Below are 15,288 nucleotides of genomic sequence, written 5' to 3' on the forward strand. Positions count from 1 at the left end.
CAGGTCGCGGTGGCGGCCAGCCAGAGTCCGCCGAAGAACAACGGGAAGAAGAAGACCCACGGGGCGTCCCAGGCCCCCGCCGCGTCCGCCGCGTATCCCGCCGCCAGGACGAGCATGGCCAAGCCCGCCACCGCCCGCCCGGGACGGATCTCATGACGCAGCACGGGTGACCTCCACCTGTCCGATGCCGACTTCGAGGGTGAGCGCGACCGTGCCGGCCGGTTTGCTGCCCGGGGGCGGCGGAAGCGTCCTGTGCTCCTGCCGCGACGGGGTGACGTTCACATCGACCTGCGGGCCCGGCTGCGCGCCGCTCGGCCGGCTGACCGGCAGCGTGATGTCGCCCAGGCCCGCCCGCGCGTCCACCTTCACCGTCACCGCCTTCGGTACGACGACGACCGCGCGGCCCGCCGCGACCCGCACCCGCGTCACGACGGTGTCGCCCCGGGGGACGGTGAGCTCGGTGAGGTCCAGCCGCGCCACCCCGGAGCCCAGTTCGTAGTGCGGCCGGACCGCCGCCACGGAGGCGGGACGCCAGCCCTCGCGCACCCACTGGGTGGTGATGTCCTTCGGCAGCGCGGACGCGCCCGCCAGCAGCGCCGCCGTGATCATCGACAGCATGACCGTGCCGAACCCGGTCCGGCCGAGGAACGCGCTGACCAGCATCCCCAGCCCGAACACCGCCAGCGCACCGGCCAGCCCGATCTGCAGACTCGTGCCCAGGGGGTGGGAGTCCCAGCTCAGGCCCGTGCCCAAGCCGCCCGCGATCAGCGCGAACAGGAAGACCAGGCCGCCGATCGAGGTCGGACCCGTGGTGCCGGGCTCCCGCCGCGGCGGGCGGAACGGGTCGTCCGGAGTCGCTCCGCGCGGGCGCGGCGCCCGCTTGTCGAGCGTCGTGTCGGCCGGGCCCCACAGATAGCCGGGACCCACCGGCCCCGACGTGCCGTCCTTGACGATCGGATCCCGCCACCACGACGGGCTGCCCGGCGACGGCGGGGCCTTCACCTCGGGTGGCGCGTCCGCCACCGCCTGCGCGGTCGCCGGATGCAGCGGATCCTCGGGCGCCGCCGCCCTGCGGTTCTGCGTCCAGACGGCGAATCCGACGACCGCGAGTGACAGCATCGCGGAGAACGCCAGCGTGCCGCCATTGCCCAGCATGGAGAGGAACAGTCCGCAGCCGATCAGCGCGAGCAGCACCGCGATCAGCGACGCGCCCTCGACGCGGCCGGACAGCAGCCTGCGCGCCTCGTTCTCGTCCTCGCCCTCCAGCGGGACCAGCAGCCAGGCGAAGCCGTAGAAGATCAGTCCGATGCCGCCGGTCACGGACAGCACACCGAGCACGATCCGGAAGATCACCGGATCGACGTCGCAGTACCGGCCGAGCCCACCGCACACCCCGGCCACGACCTTGTGCCGTGGGCTGCGCCGCAGCTGCGGCCTCGGTTCGGGGGGCGGTGCGACGCCGGGGGAGGCGTCCTGGGGAACGGTCATGGCTCCATGGTGACGGGCCGAGCGCCCGTCCGGGACCCGCGCCGACCCTGGCCGGTCCCTGATATTGCCCCCACGGACCCCTGGGGGCATGCGGCCACGCACCCCCGGGTCGGGCTCTCAGGGTCGCGTCGGGGGCGGACCCTGATGCCGTCACCCGTTCGGACATGTGACGATCGGTGCATGCCAGCCGCCACGTCCCGAGCCACGGGCTCCCTCAACGCCGACCCGGAGGAGCCGCCGTTGCGCAAGCTGTACCGCAGCGCCGACGGACGGCTGCTCGGCGGCGTCGCGCGCGGCCTCGCCGGGCACCTCGGGCTGCCCGTCGCCTGGGTGCGGTTCGTCTTCCTCGGCCTGTTCTTCGCGGACGGCCTCGGTGCGCTGCTCTACGCCGTGTTCTGGATCGTCGTCCCGCTCGGCGTCGGGGGCGTGGAGGCACCGCGCTCCGTTTTCGAGACCGCTCCGGACGGCAGACGCCGCCTCCGCAAACCCGACAGGGGCCAGGTCTTCGCCCTCATTGCGCTGTTCTTCGGCGCGATGATCTTCGTCGGCAATGTCGACATGGGCAGCAAGGCCGACCGCTACATCTGGCCCACGCTCCTGATCGGCGCCGGTTCGGTACTGGTGTGGCGGCAGGCCGACAATGCCCGGCGCGCCCGCTGGATGGAGGTCGGCAGCCGTCGCAGGGTCCTGCATCTGGCCCGAGGTCTTGCCGGGGTCGCCCTGGTCGGCCTGGGCCTGGCCGTCTTCATGGTGGTACGCGGCTCCGCGGCCCAGCTCGGCAACGTCCTGACCGCCGCGATCGCCGTCCTCACCGGCATCGCGCTGCTGGCCGGCCCCTACCTCGTGCGCATGACCCAGGACCTCTCCGAGGAACGCACGATGCGCATCCGGGCCCAGGAGCGCGCCGAGGTCGCCGCCCACGTCCATGACTCGGTGCTGCACACCCTCACCCTGATCCAGCGCAACGCCGAGGACGCGGGCGAGGTCCGCAGACTGGCCCGCGCCCAGGAACGCGAACTGCGCAACTGGCTCTACAACCCCGAGGGCACCGGCAAGGACGAGGACGACGAGCCCGAGACCCTCGCCGAGGCGGTCAAGCGCGCCGCCGCCGAGGTCGAGGACAAGCACGGCGTCCCGCTGGAGGTCGTCGTCGTCGGCGACTGCCCGCTGGACGAGAAGCTGGCCGCGCAGATGCAGGCCGCACGCGAGGCGATGGTCAATGCCGCCAAGTACGGTGGCGAGGGCGGCGCCGTGCAGGTCTACGCGGAGGTCGAGGGCCGCACGGTCTTCGTCTCGGTGCGCGACCGGGGCCCGGGATTCGATCCGGATTCCGTCCCGGGGGACAGAATGGGCGTACGAGAATCAATCATCGGCCGGATGCAGCGCAACGGCGGTACGGCGCGGCTGCGTTCGGTGCCCGGCGGGGGCACGGAGGTCGAGCTGGAGATGGAGAGGGCGAGCGATGACCAAGACCACTGAGGCGACCGGGGGCCCGGAGCGCCGGGTACGGGTCGTGCTCGTCGACGACCACCGGATGTTCCGCACCGGCGTCCAGGCCGAGATCGGCCGCACCGAGGAGACGGGCGTCGAGGTGGTCGGCGAGGCCGCCGACGTCGACCAGGCCGTCGCCGTCATCACGGCGACCCGCCCCGAGGTCGTCCTCCTCGACGTCCATCTGCCGGGCGGCGGTGGCGTCGAGGTGCTGCGCCGCTGCGCGCCGCTGATGGGAGCCGTGGAGAACCCGGTCCGTTTCCTGGCGCTGTCCGTCTCGGACGCCGCCGAGGACGTCATCGGCGTCATCCGCGGCGGCGCCCGCGGCTATGTCACCAAGACGATCACCGGCACCGACCTGGTCGACTCGGTCTTCCGAGTCCAGGAGGGCGACGCGGTGTTCTCGCCCCGGCTGGCCGGCTTCGTCCTCGACGCCTTCGCCTCCACGGACGCGCCGCCGGTCGACGAGGACCTGGACCGGCTGACGCAGCGCGAGCGCGAGGTGCTGCGGCTGATCGCCCGCGGCTACGCGTACAAGGAGATCGCCAAGCAGCTGTTCATCTCGGTGAAGACGGTCGAGTCGCACGTGTCGGCGGTGCTGCGCAAGCTCCAGCTGTCGAACCGGCACGAGCTGACCCGGTGGGCGACGGCGAGGCGGCTGGTCTGAGACCGACCGGCACATGGGCGGCGGCGCCCCCGTGTGCCGGTCGGTCCGAGTCAGCCGGCCGCGCCGTCGGGGTCGAGCGAGATGTTCAGCTTCTCGCCGACCCGGCGGTAGCCGATGCCCGCGTAGATCCGCTCCACGTCGGCGTCGCCGGGCTCCAGCCACACCACCCGGCAGCCCCGCTCGAAGGCGGTCGCGGTCAGGTGGGCACAGAGTGCGGCGCCGATGCCGCGACGGCGGAACGCGGCCGCGACGGCGAGGCCGGTCAGCTCGCTGAGACCGTCGACCGGGACGGAGCAGCCGCCCGCGCCCGCCGGGACGCCGTCGACGGTGGCGAGGGCCGCGACCCCGCCGCCCCCGGCCGCCTCGCGCAGCCAGGCCGCCTCGCCGCCCTCGGGCTCGCCGGTACCGCCGTAGCCGTGGTGCTGGACGAGTGCCGCGGCGTCGAACTCCGCGTCGGTGACCGGTTCGGCGATCACGACGGAGTCCACCGGCTTCGGCGGCAGCAGATCGGCGGAGGCGCAGGCCATGATCGGTGCCCGGTCCTCGACGGTGAACCCGGCGGCGAGCAGCGCGGGTTCGACGGCGGGCGCCCAGCCCGGCAGATACTCCAGCCGCGGCATCCGGTCGCGCTCGCGGAACGCCGCGATCAGCGCGTCGAGGTCCTCGGCCGTCGGTTCGGCGTCCTGGTCGGGTATCGCGTAATTGGCGTACTTGAGCGACCAGCCGGGGTTGTACCGCACGGTGAAGGGGCCGACCCGGAGGTGGTCGGGGGAGCGCAGGGCGAGCGTACGGGCATGGATCTGGACCTCGACGTCCATGGGCATGTGAGGTGTCCTCCGGTCGGCTGATCGATGGCGGGCCACTGCGACGACGGGCCGTTCCGACGGCGGGAGTTGCCCCGATGGCGGCCCGATCCGGATCGGAGTGGGGAGCCTATGCCACCCGGGTCGCTCCGGCGAAGGGCATCTGGTCGATCGGCGCGATCCTGACCGGCGCCCCCGGGCGCGGGGCGTGGATCATCCGGCCGTTGCCGATGTAGAGCCCGACGTGGCTGACGCCGGAGTAGAAGAACACCAGGTCGCCCGGGGCCAGTTCGGAGCGCGAGATGTGCTGTCCGGCGTTGATCTGGGTGTACGTGGTCCGGGGGAGCGAGACACCGGCGGACCGCCAGGCGGCCTGGGTGAGCCCGGAGCAGTCGAACGAGGACGGGCCGGTCGCGCCCCAGACGTACGGTTTACCGAGTGCTCCGAACGCGAACGCGACGGCTGCGGCGGCACGGGCGTTGGGGGCGAGGACGGGGCCGCGCGCGGTGTCCCGGTCGGCATGGTCGGCGGAACGCGCGCCGTCCGAGGCCTCGTAGGCGCTGCGTTCGGCCGGGGACAGGGTGGCGAGGAGCCGCTGCGCGTCGGCCAGCTTGGTCCTGACCGTCGCCTTGTGCTTCTTCAGCTCGGCCTGACGCGACGCCAGGGCGGCCAGCTTTCCCCCGGCCTGGGAACGGAGCTGGGCGATCCTGGCGACCTGCCGCTCCACCGTGTCGACCTCGGCGGCCTGGCGGTCGCCGATCCGGTCCACGTACGACGCGCGCTCCAGGTACTGGTCGGGGTCGGAGGAGAGCGCCAGCTGCAGGGCGGGGTCGAGGCCGCCCGTGCGGTACTGCGCGGCGGCGAGCGAACCCAGCGCGTCGCGCGAGGCGTTGAGGCGCTCGGTCCGGCGGGCGGCCTCGTCGCGCAGGGTGTCGACGGCGTCGGCGGCGGCAGCGGCCTTCTCCTTCGCGCCGTTGTACTGCTCCGTGGCGACCTCCGCGTCGTGGTAGAGCCGGTCCACCTCCGACCTGACCTGGGCGGGGGTGCGCTGGGGATCGGCGTGCGCGGAGCCCGGCAGAGCAGCAGCGGTGGCGGCCCCGGCGAAGGCGAGGGTGGCCGCGGTGCGGGCAGCAGAGCCGGTGTACGGGCGCTGCTTGGGTTTCCGATGCGCTGCCACGGGGGCGTGCGTCCTTCCTGGCGACTGCCCGACGGGGACTACCGGCGGGCTCGCCCGGGATCCGGTGGCGGGTCACCCACGGCTGGGCGGCCCGTCGCCGGATCCCCGGCGGGGTGACCGGCGTGCCGTCCGGGGGCGGAGCGACGGTGAAGACGGTCACCTGGTCAGGGACGCTAAACCCGGGGGATGGGGAAGAGTCGTAATGACGCTTATTGCCTGAATTTGGCGCGGCGCTGTCTCTGCTTGATCGGAAAAATGACAACAGAGTCAGGCAATTGGTGCAGACACGAGTGAAGTGCCAGGAAGCCGCACCTGCCTGCGGAGTGGTGATATAGGCGGGGCTAGGCTGCGGCCTCATGGACGTACTCATTCATGTCTTCGTCGCGCTGCACATCATCGGTATCGCCTCGCTGCTGGGCGGCTTCCTGACCCAGATGAAGGCGATGGGCGCGGGCGCGGCCCGGTTCGTCCCGGCGATGCTGCACGGCGCACTGACGATGCTGGTCACCGGGGTCGCGCTGGTCGGGCTCAACGAGGCCGACGACCACCATGTGAACAACATAAAGATCGGGGTCAAGCTGCTGCTCCTGGTCTTCATCCTCGCGCTCGTCTACGTCAAGCGGGACGAGGAGAAGGTCGACAAGGGCGCCTTCGCGGCGGTGGGCGGGCTGACCCTCGCCAACATCTTCATCGCCACGCTCTGGACCTGAGGGCCCGAAGGCCTGAGGGCCGCGGCCTGGTGTCCGGCGGTCGGGGCTGAGCCGGGCCGAGGCGATGTCCGGCCCGGCCGGCACGTGGGGCAGCCCACGCGCCGGCCGCTGGGGAGCGGGCCGTTACGCCGGCCGCACGCTGCCGTAGATCGGCATGTAGTAGATCGACTCCTCGCGCACATTCGCCCCCGGCTTCGGCGCGTGGATCATCATTCCGTCGCCCTGGTACATGCCGACGTGGCTGATGTCGTCGTAGAAGAAGACGAGGTCACCCGGGCGCAGATCCGCCGTGGCGACCTTGGTGCCTGTCTTCACCTGGTCCCAGGTGGTGCGCGGGATGTCGACGCCCGCGGCCTTCCACGCGGCCTGGGTGAGTCCGGAGCAGTCGTACGAGGACGGGCCCGTCGCGCCCCAGACGTACGGCTTGCCCAGCTGGGCCCTGGCGAAGGCGAGGACCTTCTCCGCCTTGGTGGTGGCGCTGCTGTCCGAGCCGGTCCCGGTGCCCGTCCCCGTACCACCGCCGGACCCCGCCGCCTTCGCGGCCTCCTCGGCCTTGCGGCCCGCCGCCGCCTTGGCGGCGGCCTGCTGCCGCGCGAGTTCCTCGGCCTTGCGCTCGGCCTCCGCCTCCTTCTTCCGCTCCAGCGCCGCCAGTCGCTCCTTCTCCTCGGCGGTCAGCTTCGACAGCGTCGCGCGCGCCTCGCCCAGCTTCCGCTGGACGTTCTGCTTGCTGGTGCGCAGCGTGGTCTGTGTCGTGGTCAGTGTCTCCAGGCTCTGCACCGCCTCGGCGCGCTTCTTCGAGGCCTTGACCTGCTGTGCGCGGAAGTCCGTGACCGCCTTCTGCTGCTGAGCCGTCATGCGGTTCATCAGCTGGCTCTGGTCGAAGTACGACTGCGGGTCGTCGGCCAGGAAGAAGGTGGCGTTGGGGGTGAGCGAGCCGGTGCGGTACTGCGCGGCCGCGTAGGCGCCGAGCGTCCTGCGGGCGTCGTTGAGTTTGTCGGCGCGCTTCGCCACGTCCTCCAGGAGGGCGTCGACCTCGGCGCGCTGGGAGGCGGCGTCCTCCTTCGCCTGGTTGTACCGCTGGGTCGCGGTGCCCGCCTGCCGGTAGAGGTCGTCGACCTTCTTCTGGACGTCCTCGATGCTGGGCTTCGGCGCGGGGGCCGCCGTGGCGCTCTGCGTGGAGAGCAGGGTCACGGACGCCAGCGCCGCCGTCGTGAGACCGACGGCCGGTGTGGTGGTGCGCACCCGGGTACGCGGTTTGCGATGCGATGCCAAGACGGCATCTCCTTCCGTGGACCGCCTACCGGGTTAGCTGTCGGGTTCGGGCGGAACGGAAGGCTGCCCTACGGTCCGAGTGGGGGATATGGGCCGATTCACCCCGGTTGTGCATGTGGGTCCCCGGTTCCGAACGCCCGCGTGGACAGCCCGGATTCGGCGAGGGCGCCCGCTCGGCGTGGTTCGCCTCAGGGGGTACGGGCCGCCCGGTCGAGCACGCTAGCCAATCCATGGTGCTGCTGTGAAGGTCGATGTTCGATATGCCCGATACATTTTCGTGACCTTCGTGGGGTGGGGGCGACGGGGCCGGCGGAGGCCCGGAAATCCCTACGGAATGTGGGTGTCCGCTTTCTTTGTGTACCTGGCTGCCGGGTGCGGTTCGCCATGCGGCAGCCGTGTGTCGGTGCGGCGGCCTGAGGGCTGTCCCGTAATCCCTGGCGGAACAGCGCGGGGCGTCGGATGCGGTGCATCGCAAGGCGGAGGAACATCCGCATACTGGACGTATACGGACGTTCCGACAGCGCAGCGAGGTGCCGTAGCTGTGGTCGTGCGCCCGCCCGGGATTACGGGACAGCCCTTAGACTCGACAAGCGATGAGCAGCCTCTTTGACGACAGCTTCCTGGCCGGCCTCCAGCACTCGGAGGAAGAGCCCCCGCCGCCTCCCGAGGACTCCGCACCCGAAGCGGTGCCGGAGGGCCTCTTCGCGGGCGTCTTCGACGGGCCCCCGCCGCCCCGGGACGCGTACTACCGTGACGGTGCGCACCGCCCCGTCATCGACTCCGCGGCGCTCCTCGACGGGCTGAACACCGAACAGCGCGCCGCGGTGGTCCACGCCGGCTCCCCGCTGCTCATCGTGGCCGGGGCGGGCTCCGGCAAGACCCGGGTGCTGACCCACCGGATCGCCCACCTCCTCGCCGAGCGCGGGGTGCACCCCGGCCAGATCCTGGCGATCACCTTCACCAACAAGGCCGCGGGCGAGATGAAGGAGCGCGTCGAGCAGCTCGTCGGACCGCGCGCCAACGCCATGTGGGTCATGACCTTCCACAGCGCGTGCGTACGCATCCTGCGCCGCGAGTCGAAGAAGCTCGGCTTCACCTCGTCGTTCTCGATCTACGACGCCGCCGACTCCAAGCGGCTGATGGCCCTGGTCTGCCGTGATCTCGACCTCGACCCCAAGCGCTTCCCGCCGAAGTCGTTCACGGCCAAGGTCTCCAACCTGAAGAACGAACTGATCGACGAGGAGACCTTCGCCGGCCAGGCCGCGGACGGTTTCGAGAAGACCCTCGCCCAGGCCTACGCGATGTACCAGTCCCGGCTGCGCGAGGCCAACGCGCTGGACTTCGACGACATCATCATGACGACGGTCCACCTGCTGCAGGCGTTCCCCGACGTCGCCGAGCACTACCGCCGCCGCTTCCGGCACGTCCTGGTCGACGAGTACCAGGACACCAACCACGCCCAGTACACCCTCGTACGCGAACTGGTCGGCCCGGCCGGCGAGGGCGACGCCCCCGCCGAGCTGTGCGTCGTCGGTGACGCGGACCAGTCGATCTACGCGTTCCGCGGCGCGACCATCCGCAACATCCTCCAGTTCGAGGAGGACTACCCGAACGCGACGACGATCCTGCTGGAGCAGAACTACCGCTCCACGCAGACGATCCTGTCCGCCGCCAACGCGGTCATCGAGCGCAACGAGAGCCGCCGCCCCAAGAACCTCTGGACGAACGCCGGCACGGGCGCCCGGATCACCGGCTACGTCGCCGACACCGAGCACGACGAGGCCCAGTTCGTCGCCGACGAGATCGACCGGCTGACCGACGCGGGCGACGCCAGGGCCGGTGACGTTGCGATCTTCTACCGTACGAACGCACAGTCCCGCGTCTTCGAAGAGATCTTCATCCGCGTCGGCCTGCCCTACAAGGTCGTCGGCGGCGTGCGCTTCTACGAGCGCAAGGAGGTCCGGGACGTCCTGGCCTACCTCCGGGTCCTCGCCAACCCCGAGGACACCGTCCCACTGCGCCGCATCCTCAATGTGCCCAAGCGCGGCATCGGCGACCGCGCCGAAGCGATGATCGACGCGCTGTCCCTGCGCGAGAAGATCACCTTCCCGCAGGCGCTGCGCCGGGTCGACGAGGCGTACGGCATGGCGGCCCGGTCGGCCAACGCCGTCAAGCGGTTCAACACGCTGATGGAGGAGCTGCGCACGATCGTCGAGTCCGGCGCGGGCCCGGCGGTGGTCCTGGAAGCAGTCCTGGAGCGGACCGGCTACCTCGCCGAGCTCCAGGCGTCCACCGACCCGCAGGACGAGACCCGCATCGAGAACCTGCAGGAACTCGCCGCCGTCGCCCTCGAATTCGAGCAGGAGCGCGGCGAGGCCGGCGAGGAGGGCGCGGGCACGCTCGCCGAGTTCCTGGAGCGGGTCGCGCTCGTCGCGGACTCCGACCAGATCCCCGACGAGGACGAGGACGGCTCCGGCGTCATCACGCTGATGACGCTGCACACCGCCAAGGGCCTGGAGTTCCCGGTGGTCTTCCTGACGGGCATGGAGGACGGCGTCTTCCCGCACATGCGCGCGCTCGGCCAGGTCAAGGAGCTGGAGGAGGAGCGGCGGCTCGCGTACGTCGGCATCACCCGGGCCCGCGAGCGGCTCTATCTGACCCGGGCGGCGATGCGCAGTGCCTGGGGGCAGCCCTCGTACAACCCGCCGTCCCGGTTCCTGGAGGAGATTCCGGACCAGCATCTGGAGTGGAAGCGGACCGGCCCGATGGCGGCCCCGGCCGGGCCGACGTCGGGGATCACCTCGTCGCTGTCCTCGTCGCGTTCGCGGTCCGGCCCCTCGGGCTTCGCGACCCGGCGGACCTCGGACAAGCCGACGATCACGCTGGTGGTCGGGGACCGGGTCACGCACGACCAGTTCGGGCTCGGCACGGTGACGGCGGTCGAGGGGATCGGCGACCAGGCGAAGGCGACGGTCGACTTCGGCGACGAGCGGCCGAAGAAGCTGCTGCTGCGGTACGCACCGGTCGAGAAGCTCTAGGACCACAAGGCCCGGGGGCTTTCGTCCGGGGCAAGCCGGATCAGCGCGCGATGCCGGGGCACACGAGCCCGGCGTGATCCGGACGAGAGCCCCCGGGCGGGGCGGCGGCCGGAGCCGTCGCGTCGGCCGCCAGCCGTCATCGGCGCGATGGCGGGGCGGCCGACGGGGCGGCTCAGGTCGGGTCGACGCCGTGGCTGCGGAGCCAGGGGAGCGGGTCTATGGCCGCGCCCCCACCGGGCCGGACCTCGAAGTGCAGGTGCGGGCCGGTCGAGTTCCCGGACTTGCCGGAGTACGCGATGACGTCACCGGCCTTGACCGCACCCGAGCGGATCCTGGTGCTGCTCAGGTGGCAGTACCAGGTCTCGGTGCCGTCGGCCATGGTGACGATGGCCATGTTCCCGTAGGCACTGTTCCACTGGGTGCGCACGGTGCCGTCGGTCGCGGCCATCACGGGCGTGCCGTACCAGACGGGGAAGTCGATGCCCGTGTGCACGGACATCCAGTTGACGCCCGCCTGGCCGAAGTACGCGCTGAGGCCGTGCTGCGCGACCGGCAGGACGAACTTGGGGCGCAGCGCCTCCTTGCGGGCGGCCTCCTCCTCGCGCTTCTTCTTCTCGGCGGCCTGCCGCTCCCTCAGATCGATGCGTTCCTGGGTACGGCTGGCGCGGTCGGCGAAGTTCTCGGCGTCGGCGCGGAGGTTGGCGAGCTGGGTGTCCAGCTTGTTGTTGGCCGCGACCGGCTTGACCGAACCGGGGTCGGCCGCCGCCATCGTCGTGGTGTTGTTGTCGTCCTTCTTGTCCTCGCCGCCGAGTCCGCCGACGGAGGCCGCGGCGATACCGGCCACGCTCATCACGCAGGCGGAGGGAACGGCGACGGTGAGGAGCGCGGAACGCTTCGCGGGGGAACGCCGCCGACTGCGGCTGCCACCACCGTTGCGGCCGGCGGGGCGGCCGAGGGGGCCGTGGGTGTCGGGCGCGGTGTGGACGGCAGCGGCTTCCGTGCCGTCGTTGCTGTCGTCCGGCGCGGCTTCGTGACCGTCGGTGTCGCGGCTGTCGATGCCGTGTCCGTCGATGCCGCGTCCGTCGATGCCGCGTCCGTCGGTCTCGAAGTCCGCTTCCGGTTCCGGGAGGCTGAACTCGGCGGTGCTGTGGGGTTCGTACGCGGCGAAGTCGAAGGAGTCCCGACCGGCGTAGGACTCGTACGACTGTTGCGTTCCGTGCGACTCGTGCGCTCCGTGCGCCGTGTGCGCTGTGTGTGCCTCGTGAGCTTCGTGCGCCGTCGGCGCCTCGTGCAACACCTGTGCGGCTTGCGTAGTTTGCGCGGTTTGCTGTTCGTGCTCGGGCGTGGCGCCGGTGTTCCAGGCGGTGGCGTCGTACGCGCCGGTGTCGTAGACGGCCGTGCCGGTCGTCGCCCACTGGCCGTTCCCGTACCAGCCGCTGGTGTCCCACTGGCCCGTGGAGTCCGGGGTGCCGGCCTGCGCCGGGATGTCGGCGAAGGCGGTGGTGGTGGCCGTGGTCCCTGCCGTGCCGTAGTCGGCTTCGGACGTCCAGGCGGTCGTGGTGTCGTACGCCGGACCCGCGGCGTACTGCGGCTGGGACTGCGTCGCGTACGGGGCGTAGGCGTCGTACCCACCTGTCGGGTGTGCGCCCGTGTCCCACTGCGTGGAGTCGTACTGGCCGCTGTATCCGGCCCGGGTGGCCTGCGCGGCCTGCGCGGCCTGGGTGGCCTGGGCGGCCTGAGCGATCTGCCCGGTGTCGTAGCCGCTGCCGTACGTGCCGTCGTAGCTGCCGGGGAGGGAGCCGAAGAGCGGATCGTTGTCGAAGCCGCCGGTGGCCTGGCTGTCGTATCCGGCGAACCCGGCGTGGGGGGGCTGGTCGTCCACCAACTTCTCTCTCGCCTCGGCAGCAGGACCTTTGTCTGGGGTCCGGCGGGGGATCCCAGGGGGGAGCAGTGGCCGCGACTGTACCCGGCGGTATGCGACGCCGACAATCTTCGGCAGGTTCGGGCGGCTCAGGAAACGGGCAATCGACCGTCTTTCGGCGGACTGTCCACACAGCCTTGGCTCTATGTTCGAAACGCGTTCCATTTGTGAGGCCTGCGGCGCGGGTGGCGCGGGGATGGGCATGCCCGGATTGTCTTCTCCCGGTGAAACCTCTGCTGCGAGACCGCGTGGGGCGTCGGGAGGCCCGTCGATGCCACAGCACCAGGGGCGGGGACCGTACCGGCGACGGCGGTGCGGCATGGGGCAGAATCCTGCGCTGTGACGATGACTGTTCGCGAGCTCAACCGGGCGACCCTCAGCCGCCAACTGCTGCTGGAGCGTGAGCCGCTGACCGTCTCCGACGGGGTGCGGCGCGTGGTCGCGCTCCAGGCCCAGCACCCGGCCTCGCCGTATCTCGCGCTGTGGAACCGGCTCACCGACTTCGCCCCGGCCGAACTCGACGCCGGTTTCATCGGACGTTCGGTGGTCAAGGCGACCCTGATGCGGATCACCTTGCACGCCGTGCACGCCGAGGACTACCCGGCCTTCCGCGCGGCGATGCAGCCCACGCTGTACGCCTCCCGGCTCGGCGCCCGCTTCGCCGCCACGGGGCTGACCCCCGCGGACGCCGACGAACTGGTGCCGGAGCTACTGGTCTTCACCCGTCGCCCGCGTACCTCGGCGCAGACGCAGGCGTGGATCGAGGAGCGGATCGGCGCCGAGAAGAGGGACGGGGCGTGGTGGGGGCTGAAGGGGTACGCGCCTCTGCACCACGCTCCGACGGACGCGCCGTGGTCATTCGGCCCCCGGCCGTCCTTCGTCGCGGCCGGGGCGGGGCCCGTCCCCACGGGGCAGACCGTGGACCCGCAGGCGCTGCGGACCCTGATCCTGCGCTATCTGGCGGGGTTCGGGCCCGCGTCGGTGGCGGACGTGGCGCAGTTCGCCCTGGTGCGGCGGGCTCCCGTCCGTGAGGCCCTGCGCGCGCTGGACGGCGCCGTCGAGCAGCTTCAGGGGCCGGACGGGGTCACGTTGTTCGACCTGCCGGGTGCCTCCCGGCCGCCCGCGGACACCCCCGCGCCGCCCCGGCTCATGGCGATGTGGGACAGCATTCTGCTGGCCTACGCCGACCGCAGCCGGGTGATACCCCCGGCCTACCGCCCTCTGGTGATCCGGAGGAACGGCGACGTGCTGCCCACCCTGCTGGTGGACGGCCATGTCGCCGGGGTGTGGCGCCCGGTGGACGGCCGCATCGAGGCCACGGCCTTCCACTCCTTGTCGCCCGCCACCTGGGACGGGCTCGCCGCCGAGGCCCGGTCCCTGGCCGCGCTTCTCGGCGACCGAGAGGCCGCGGTCTACAGCCGCTACCGCCACTGGTGGACGAAGCTTCCCGAGGCGGAGGTGCGGCTGCTGTGACCGCCGGTCCGTTGCTCGGGCCTCGGTGGCACGCGCTCGACGTTCGCCGGCACAGGGCGAGGATCACGCCACCGAAGCGGCCCCGGCGTCCCCAGTCGTTCCGGCGCCCGCAGCCGTTCCGGTGGCTCCTGCCGTTCCGGTGGCGCCTGCTGTTCCGGTGGCGCCTGCTGTTCCGGTGGCTTCGGCCAGTGCCTCGCGGGACTCCAGGGCCTGCCGGACCGCTGACGCGACGGTCGGGTGGACCGGGAGCGCGAGATGGCCGATCCCGCTGACGCGTACGTTCAGCGCGTCGAGATCCGGATGGTCGATGCAGGCCGCCTCGGCCGGGACGATCACCCGGTCCAGCTCGCTCCAGAAACTCACGAACCGGGTACGGCAGCCGGGTGCCGGCCTGCGCAGTTCCTCGATCGGTGCGGAGCCCGTGCGCATCTGGCGCACGATCGGGTGAGCACTCGCCAGCGGGGCGACGGCCGTGCCCCCGTGCGGTGTGCCGAGGGTGACCAGGGTGCGGACCCGCTGGTCGCCGCCCAGCCGCTGTACGTAGTAGCGGGCGATCAGGCCACCGAGGCTGTGCCCGACGATGTCGACCTCGTGGTGTCCGGTGCGGGCGCAGATCTCCTCGACGTGCCGCCCGAGCAGCTCGGCCGCCGTACGGATGTCGCAGGTCAGCGGCGAGTAGTTGAGCGACTCCAGGTGGCGTCGGCCGTGCCGGGCGAGGGAGCGGCGGAGCAGGACGAAGACCGAACGGTTGTCGATGAAGCCGTGCAGGAGTACGACGGGCGGCTGCTCGCCCCGCTCGGCCGGGAGGGCGGTCGTCCCGGCGGGTGCGGTACTGGCGGGCGGCCCGGCCGGACGTGGCGGAGGGCGCCGTTCCTCTGCGATGCCGGTGGGGTAGAGGAGTACGTGCCCGGCGAGGACCACCAGTTCGAGTGCGGTGGCCTTGAGCAGCGCGGATGACAGCCGGGCGCAGCACAGACGCGGCCGGCGCAGCGGTAGGGGAAGGAAAGGCAGCACCCTCATGGCCGACCTCCTGCTTCGGCAGGCGGGGAGGCGGCTCCCGTCCATGCCGATGGTCCCGATGCCGATGGGCCGACGGGCCGTACCGCCGTGCCGCGCGGCTGGCGGCGCGGCGGTACGGTGACCTCGTAGCGGCTCCCCTGGCGGCCGGGTCCCGCACGGCAGGTGTGCCGCGTGAATCGGGAACGGCGCCCGGTGAACATGTCCCACGTGTGATTTCCCCCTCCCCGC

At 71.8% G+C, this 15,288-nt stretch carries 12 protein-coding genes and 1 riboswitch; of the genes, 6 read left to right on the forward strand and 6 right to left on the reverse strand.

Going from position 1 to position 15,288, the window contains the following annotated elements; genetic code table 11:
- The first annotated feature begins 9 nt into the window (after positions 1–9).
- Positions 10–156: a hypothetical protein gene (locus ABZ826_RS03835; RefSeq protein WP_361441629.1), complete on the forward strand. Its 147-nt coding sequence runs from the start codon at positions 10–12 to the stop codon at positions 154–156.
- Here ABZ826_RS03835 and ABZ826_RS03840 read toward each other — a convergent pair.
- Positions 151–1,488 (reverse strand): PspC domain-containing protein, encoded by a 1,338-nt coding sequence (locus ABZ826_RS03840; RefSeq protein WP_361441632.1) that lies wholly within the window; start codon positions 1,486–1,488, stop codon positions 151–153. The genes ABZ826_RS03835 and ABZ826_RS03840 overlap by 6 nt on opposite strands.
- Positions 1,489–1,668: 180 nt before the next feature.
- On the opposite strand from ABZ826_RS03840, the gene ABZ826_RS03845 reads away from it, so the two are divergent.
- Both ABZ826_RS03845 and ABZ826_RS03850 read left to right on the forward strand, forming a co-directional pair.
- Complete coding sequence (locus ABZ826_RS03845; protein ID WP_361441635.1) at positions 1,669–2,967, forward strand: PspC domain-containing protein; 1,299 nt, start codon at positions 1,669–1,671, stop codon at positions 2,965–2,967.
- Entirely contained in the window at positions 2,951–3,646 is a 696-nt protein-coding gene (locus ABZ826_RS03850) for a response regulator transcription factor (RefSeq protein ID WP_361441638.1), read from the forward strand. Before ABZ826_RS03845 ends, ABZ826_RS03850 begins: the two co-directional genes overlap by 17 nt.
- A 50-nt stretch (positions 3,647–3,696) precedes the next feature.
- Here ABZ826_RS03850 and ABZ826_RS03855 read toward each other — a convergent pair whose 3' ends face one another.
- Positions 3,697–4,470 carry a GNAT family N-acetyltransferase gene (locus tag ABZ826_RS03855; protein ID WP_361441641.1) on the reverse strand — a complete coding sequence of 258 codons (774 nt, stop codon included), beginning with the start codon at positions 4,468–4,470 and terminating at the stop codon, positions 3,697–3,699.
- Between the two features lie 109 nt (positions 4,471–4,579).
- Positions 4,580–5,626 carry a C40 family peptidase gene (locus tag ABZ826_RS03860; RefSeq protein ID WP_361441644.1) on the reverse strand — a complete coding sequence of 349 codons (1,047 nt, stop codon included), beginning with the start codon at positions 5,624–5,626 and terminating at the stop codon, positions 4,580–4,582.
- A 356-nt stretch (positions 5,627–5,982) separates the two neighbouring features.
- Here ABZ826_RS03860 and ABZ826_RS03865 point away from each other — a divergent pair, with 356 nt between their 5' ends.
- Entirely contained in the window at positions 5,983–6,336 is a 354-nt protein-coding gene (locus ABZ826_RS03865) for a hypothetical protein (protein WP_361441647.1), read from the forward strand.
- A gap of 123 nt (positions 6,337–6,459) precedes the next feature.
- Here the strand turns inward: ABZ826_RS03865 and ABZ826_RS03870 are convergent, their stop codons facing one another.
- Positions 6,460–7,608 (reverse strand): C40 family peptidase, encoded by a 1,149-nt coding sequence (locus tag ABZ826_RS03870; protein WP_361441650.1) that lies wholly within the window; start codon positions 7,606–7,608, stop codon positions 6,460–6,462.
- A gap of 6 nt (positions 7,609–7,614) precedes the next feature.
- Positions 7,615–7,780: riboswitch (cyclic di-AMP (ydaO/yuaA leader) on the reverse strand.
- Positions 7,781–8,201: 421 nt separating this feature from the next.
- Between ABZ826_RS03870 and pcrA the strand changes: the two genes are divergently transcribed.
- Entirely contained in the window at positions 8,202–10,646 is a 2,445-nt protein-coding gene (gene pcrA / locus ABZ826_RS03875; protein WP_361441653.1) for a DNA helicase PcrA, read from the forward strand.
- Positions 10,647–10,818: 172 nt separating this feature from the next.
- Here pcrA and ABZ826_RS03880 read toward each other — a convergent pair whose 3' ends face one another.
- Entirely contained in the window at positions 10,819–12,528 is a 1,710-nt protein-coding gene (locus ABZ826_RS03880; RefSeq protein WP_361441656.1) for a M23 family metallopeptidase, read from the reverse strand.
- 378 nt (positions 12,529–12,906) lie between these two features.
- Here ABZ826_RS03880 and ABZ826_RS03885 point away from each other — a divergent pair, with 378 nt between their 5' ends.
- Positions 12,907–14,040, forward strand: a complete 1,134-nt coding sequence (locus tag ABZ826_RS03885; RefSeq protein ID WP_361441659.1) for a winged helix DNA-binding domain-containing protein — start codon at positions 12,907–12,909, stop codon at positions 14,038–14,040.
- A 63-nt stretch (positions 14,041–14,103) separates the two neighbouring features.
- Here ABZ826_RS03885 and ABZ826_RS03890 read toward each other — a convergent pair whose 3' ends face one another.
- Positions 14,104–15,060: an alpha/beta fold hydrolase gene (locus ABZ826_RS03890; RefSeq protein WP_361441662.1), complete on the reverse strand. Its 957-nt coding sequence runs from the start codon at positions 15,058–15,060 to the stop codon at positions 14,104–14,106.
- Between the last annotated feature and the right edge of the window lie 228 nt (positions 15,061–15,288).

Source organism: Streptomyces sp. NPDC047515 (genome assembly GCF_040643055.1).
GTDB lineage: Bacteria > Actinomycetota > Actinomycetes > Streptomycetales > Streptomycetaceae > Streptomyces.

Excerpts from the sequence above, each read along its gene's own strand:
- ABZ826_RS03850 (WP_361441638.1), top strand. The coding sequence starts at position 2,951 with ATGACCAAGACCACTGAGGCGACCGGGGGCCCGGAGCGCCGGGTACGG.
- ABZ826_RS03890 (WP_361441662.1), bottom strand. The coding sequence starts at position 15,060 with ATGAGGGTGCTGCCTTTCCTTCCCCTACCGCTGCGCCGGCCGCGTCTG.
- ABZ826_RS03865 (WP_361441647.1), top strand. The coding sequence starts at position 5,983 with ATGGACGTACTCATTCATGTCTTCGTCGCGCTGCACATCATCGGTATC.
- ABZ826_RS03845 (WP_361441635.1), top strand. The coding sequence starts at position 1,669 with ATGCCAGCCGCCACGTCCCGAGCCACGGGCTCCCTCAACGCCGACCCG.
- ABZ826_RS03855 (WP_361441641.1), bottom strand. The coding sequence starts at position 4,470 with ATGCCCATGGACGTCGAGGTCCAGATCCATGCCCGTACGCTCGCCCTG.
- ABZ826_RS03840 (WP_361441632.1), bottom strand. The coding sequence starts at position 1,488 with ATGACCGTTCCCCAGGACGCCTCCCCCGGCGTCGCACCGCCCCCCGAA.
- pcrA (WP_361441653.1), top strand. The coding sequence starts at position 8,202 with ATGAGCAGCCTCTTTGACGACAGCTTCCTGGCCGGCCTCCAGCACTCG.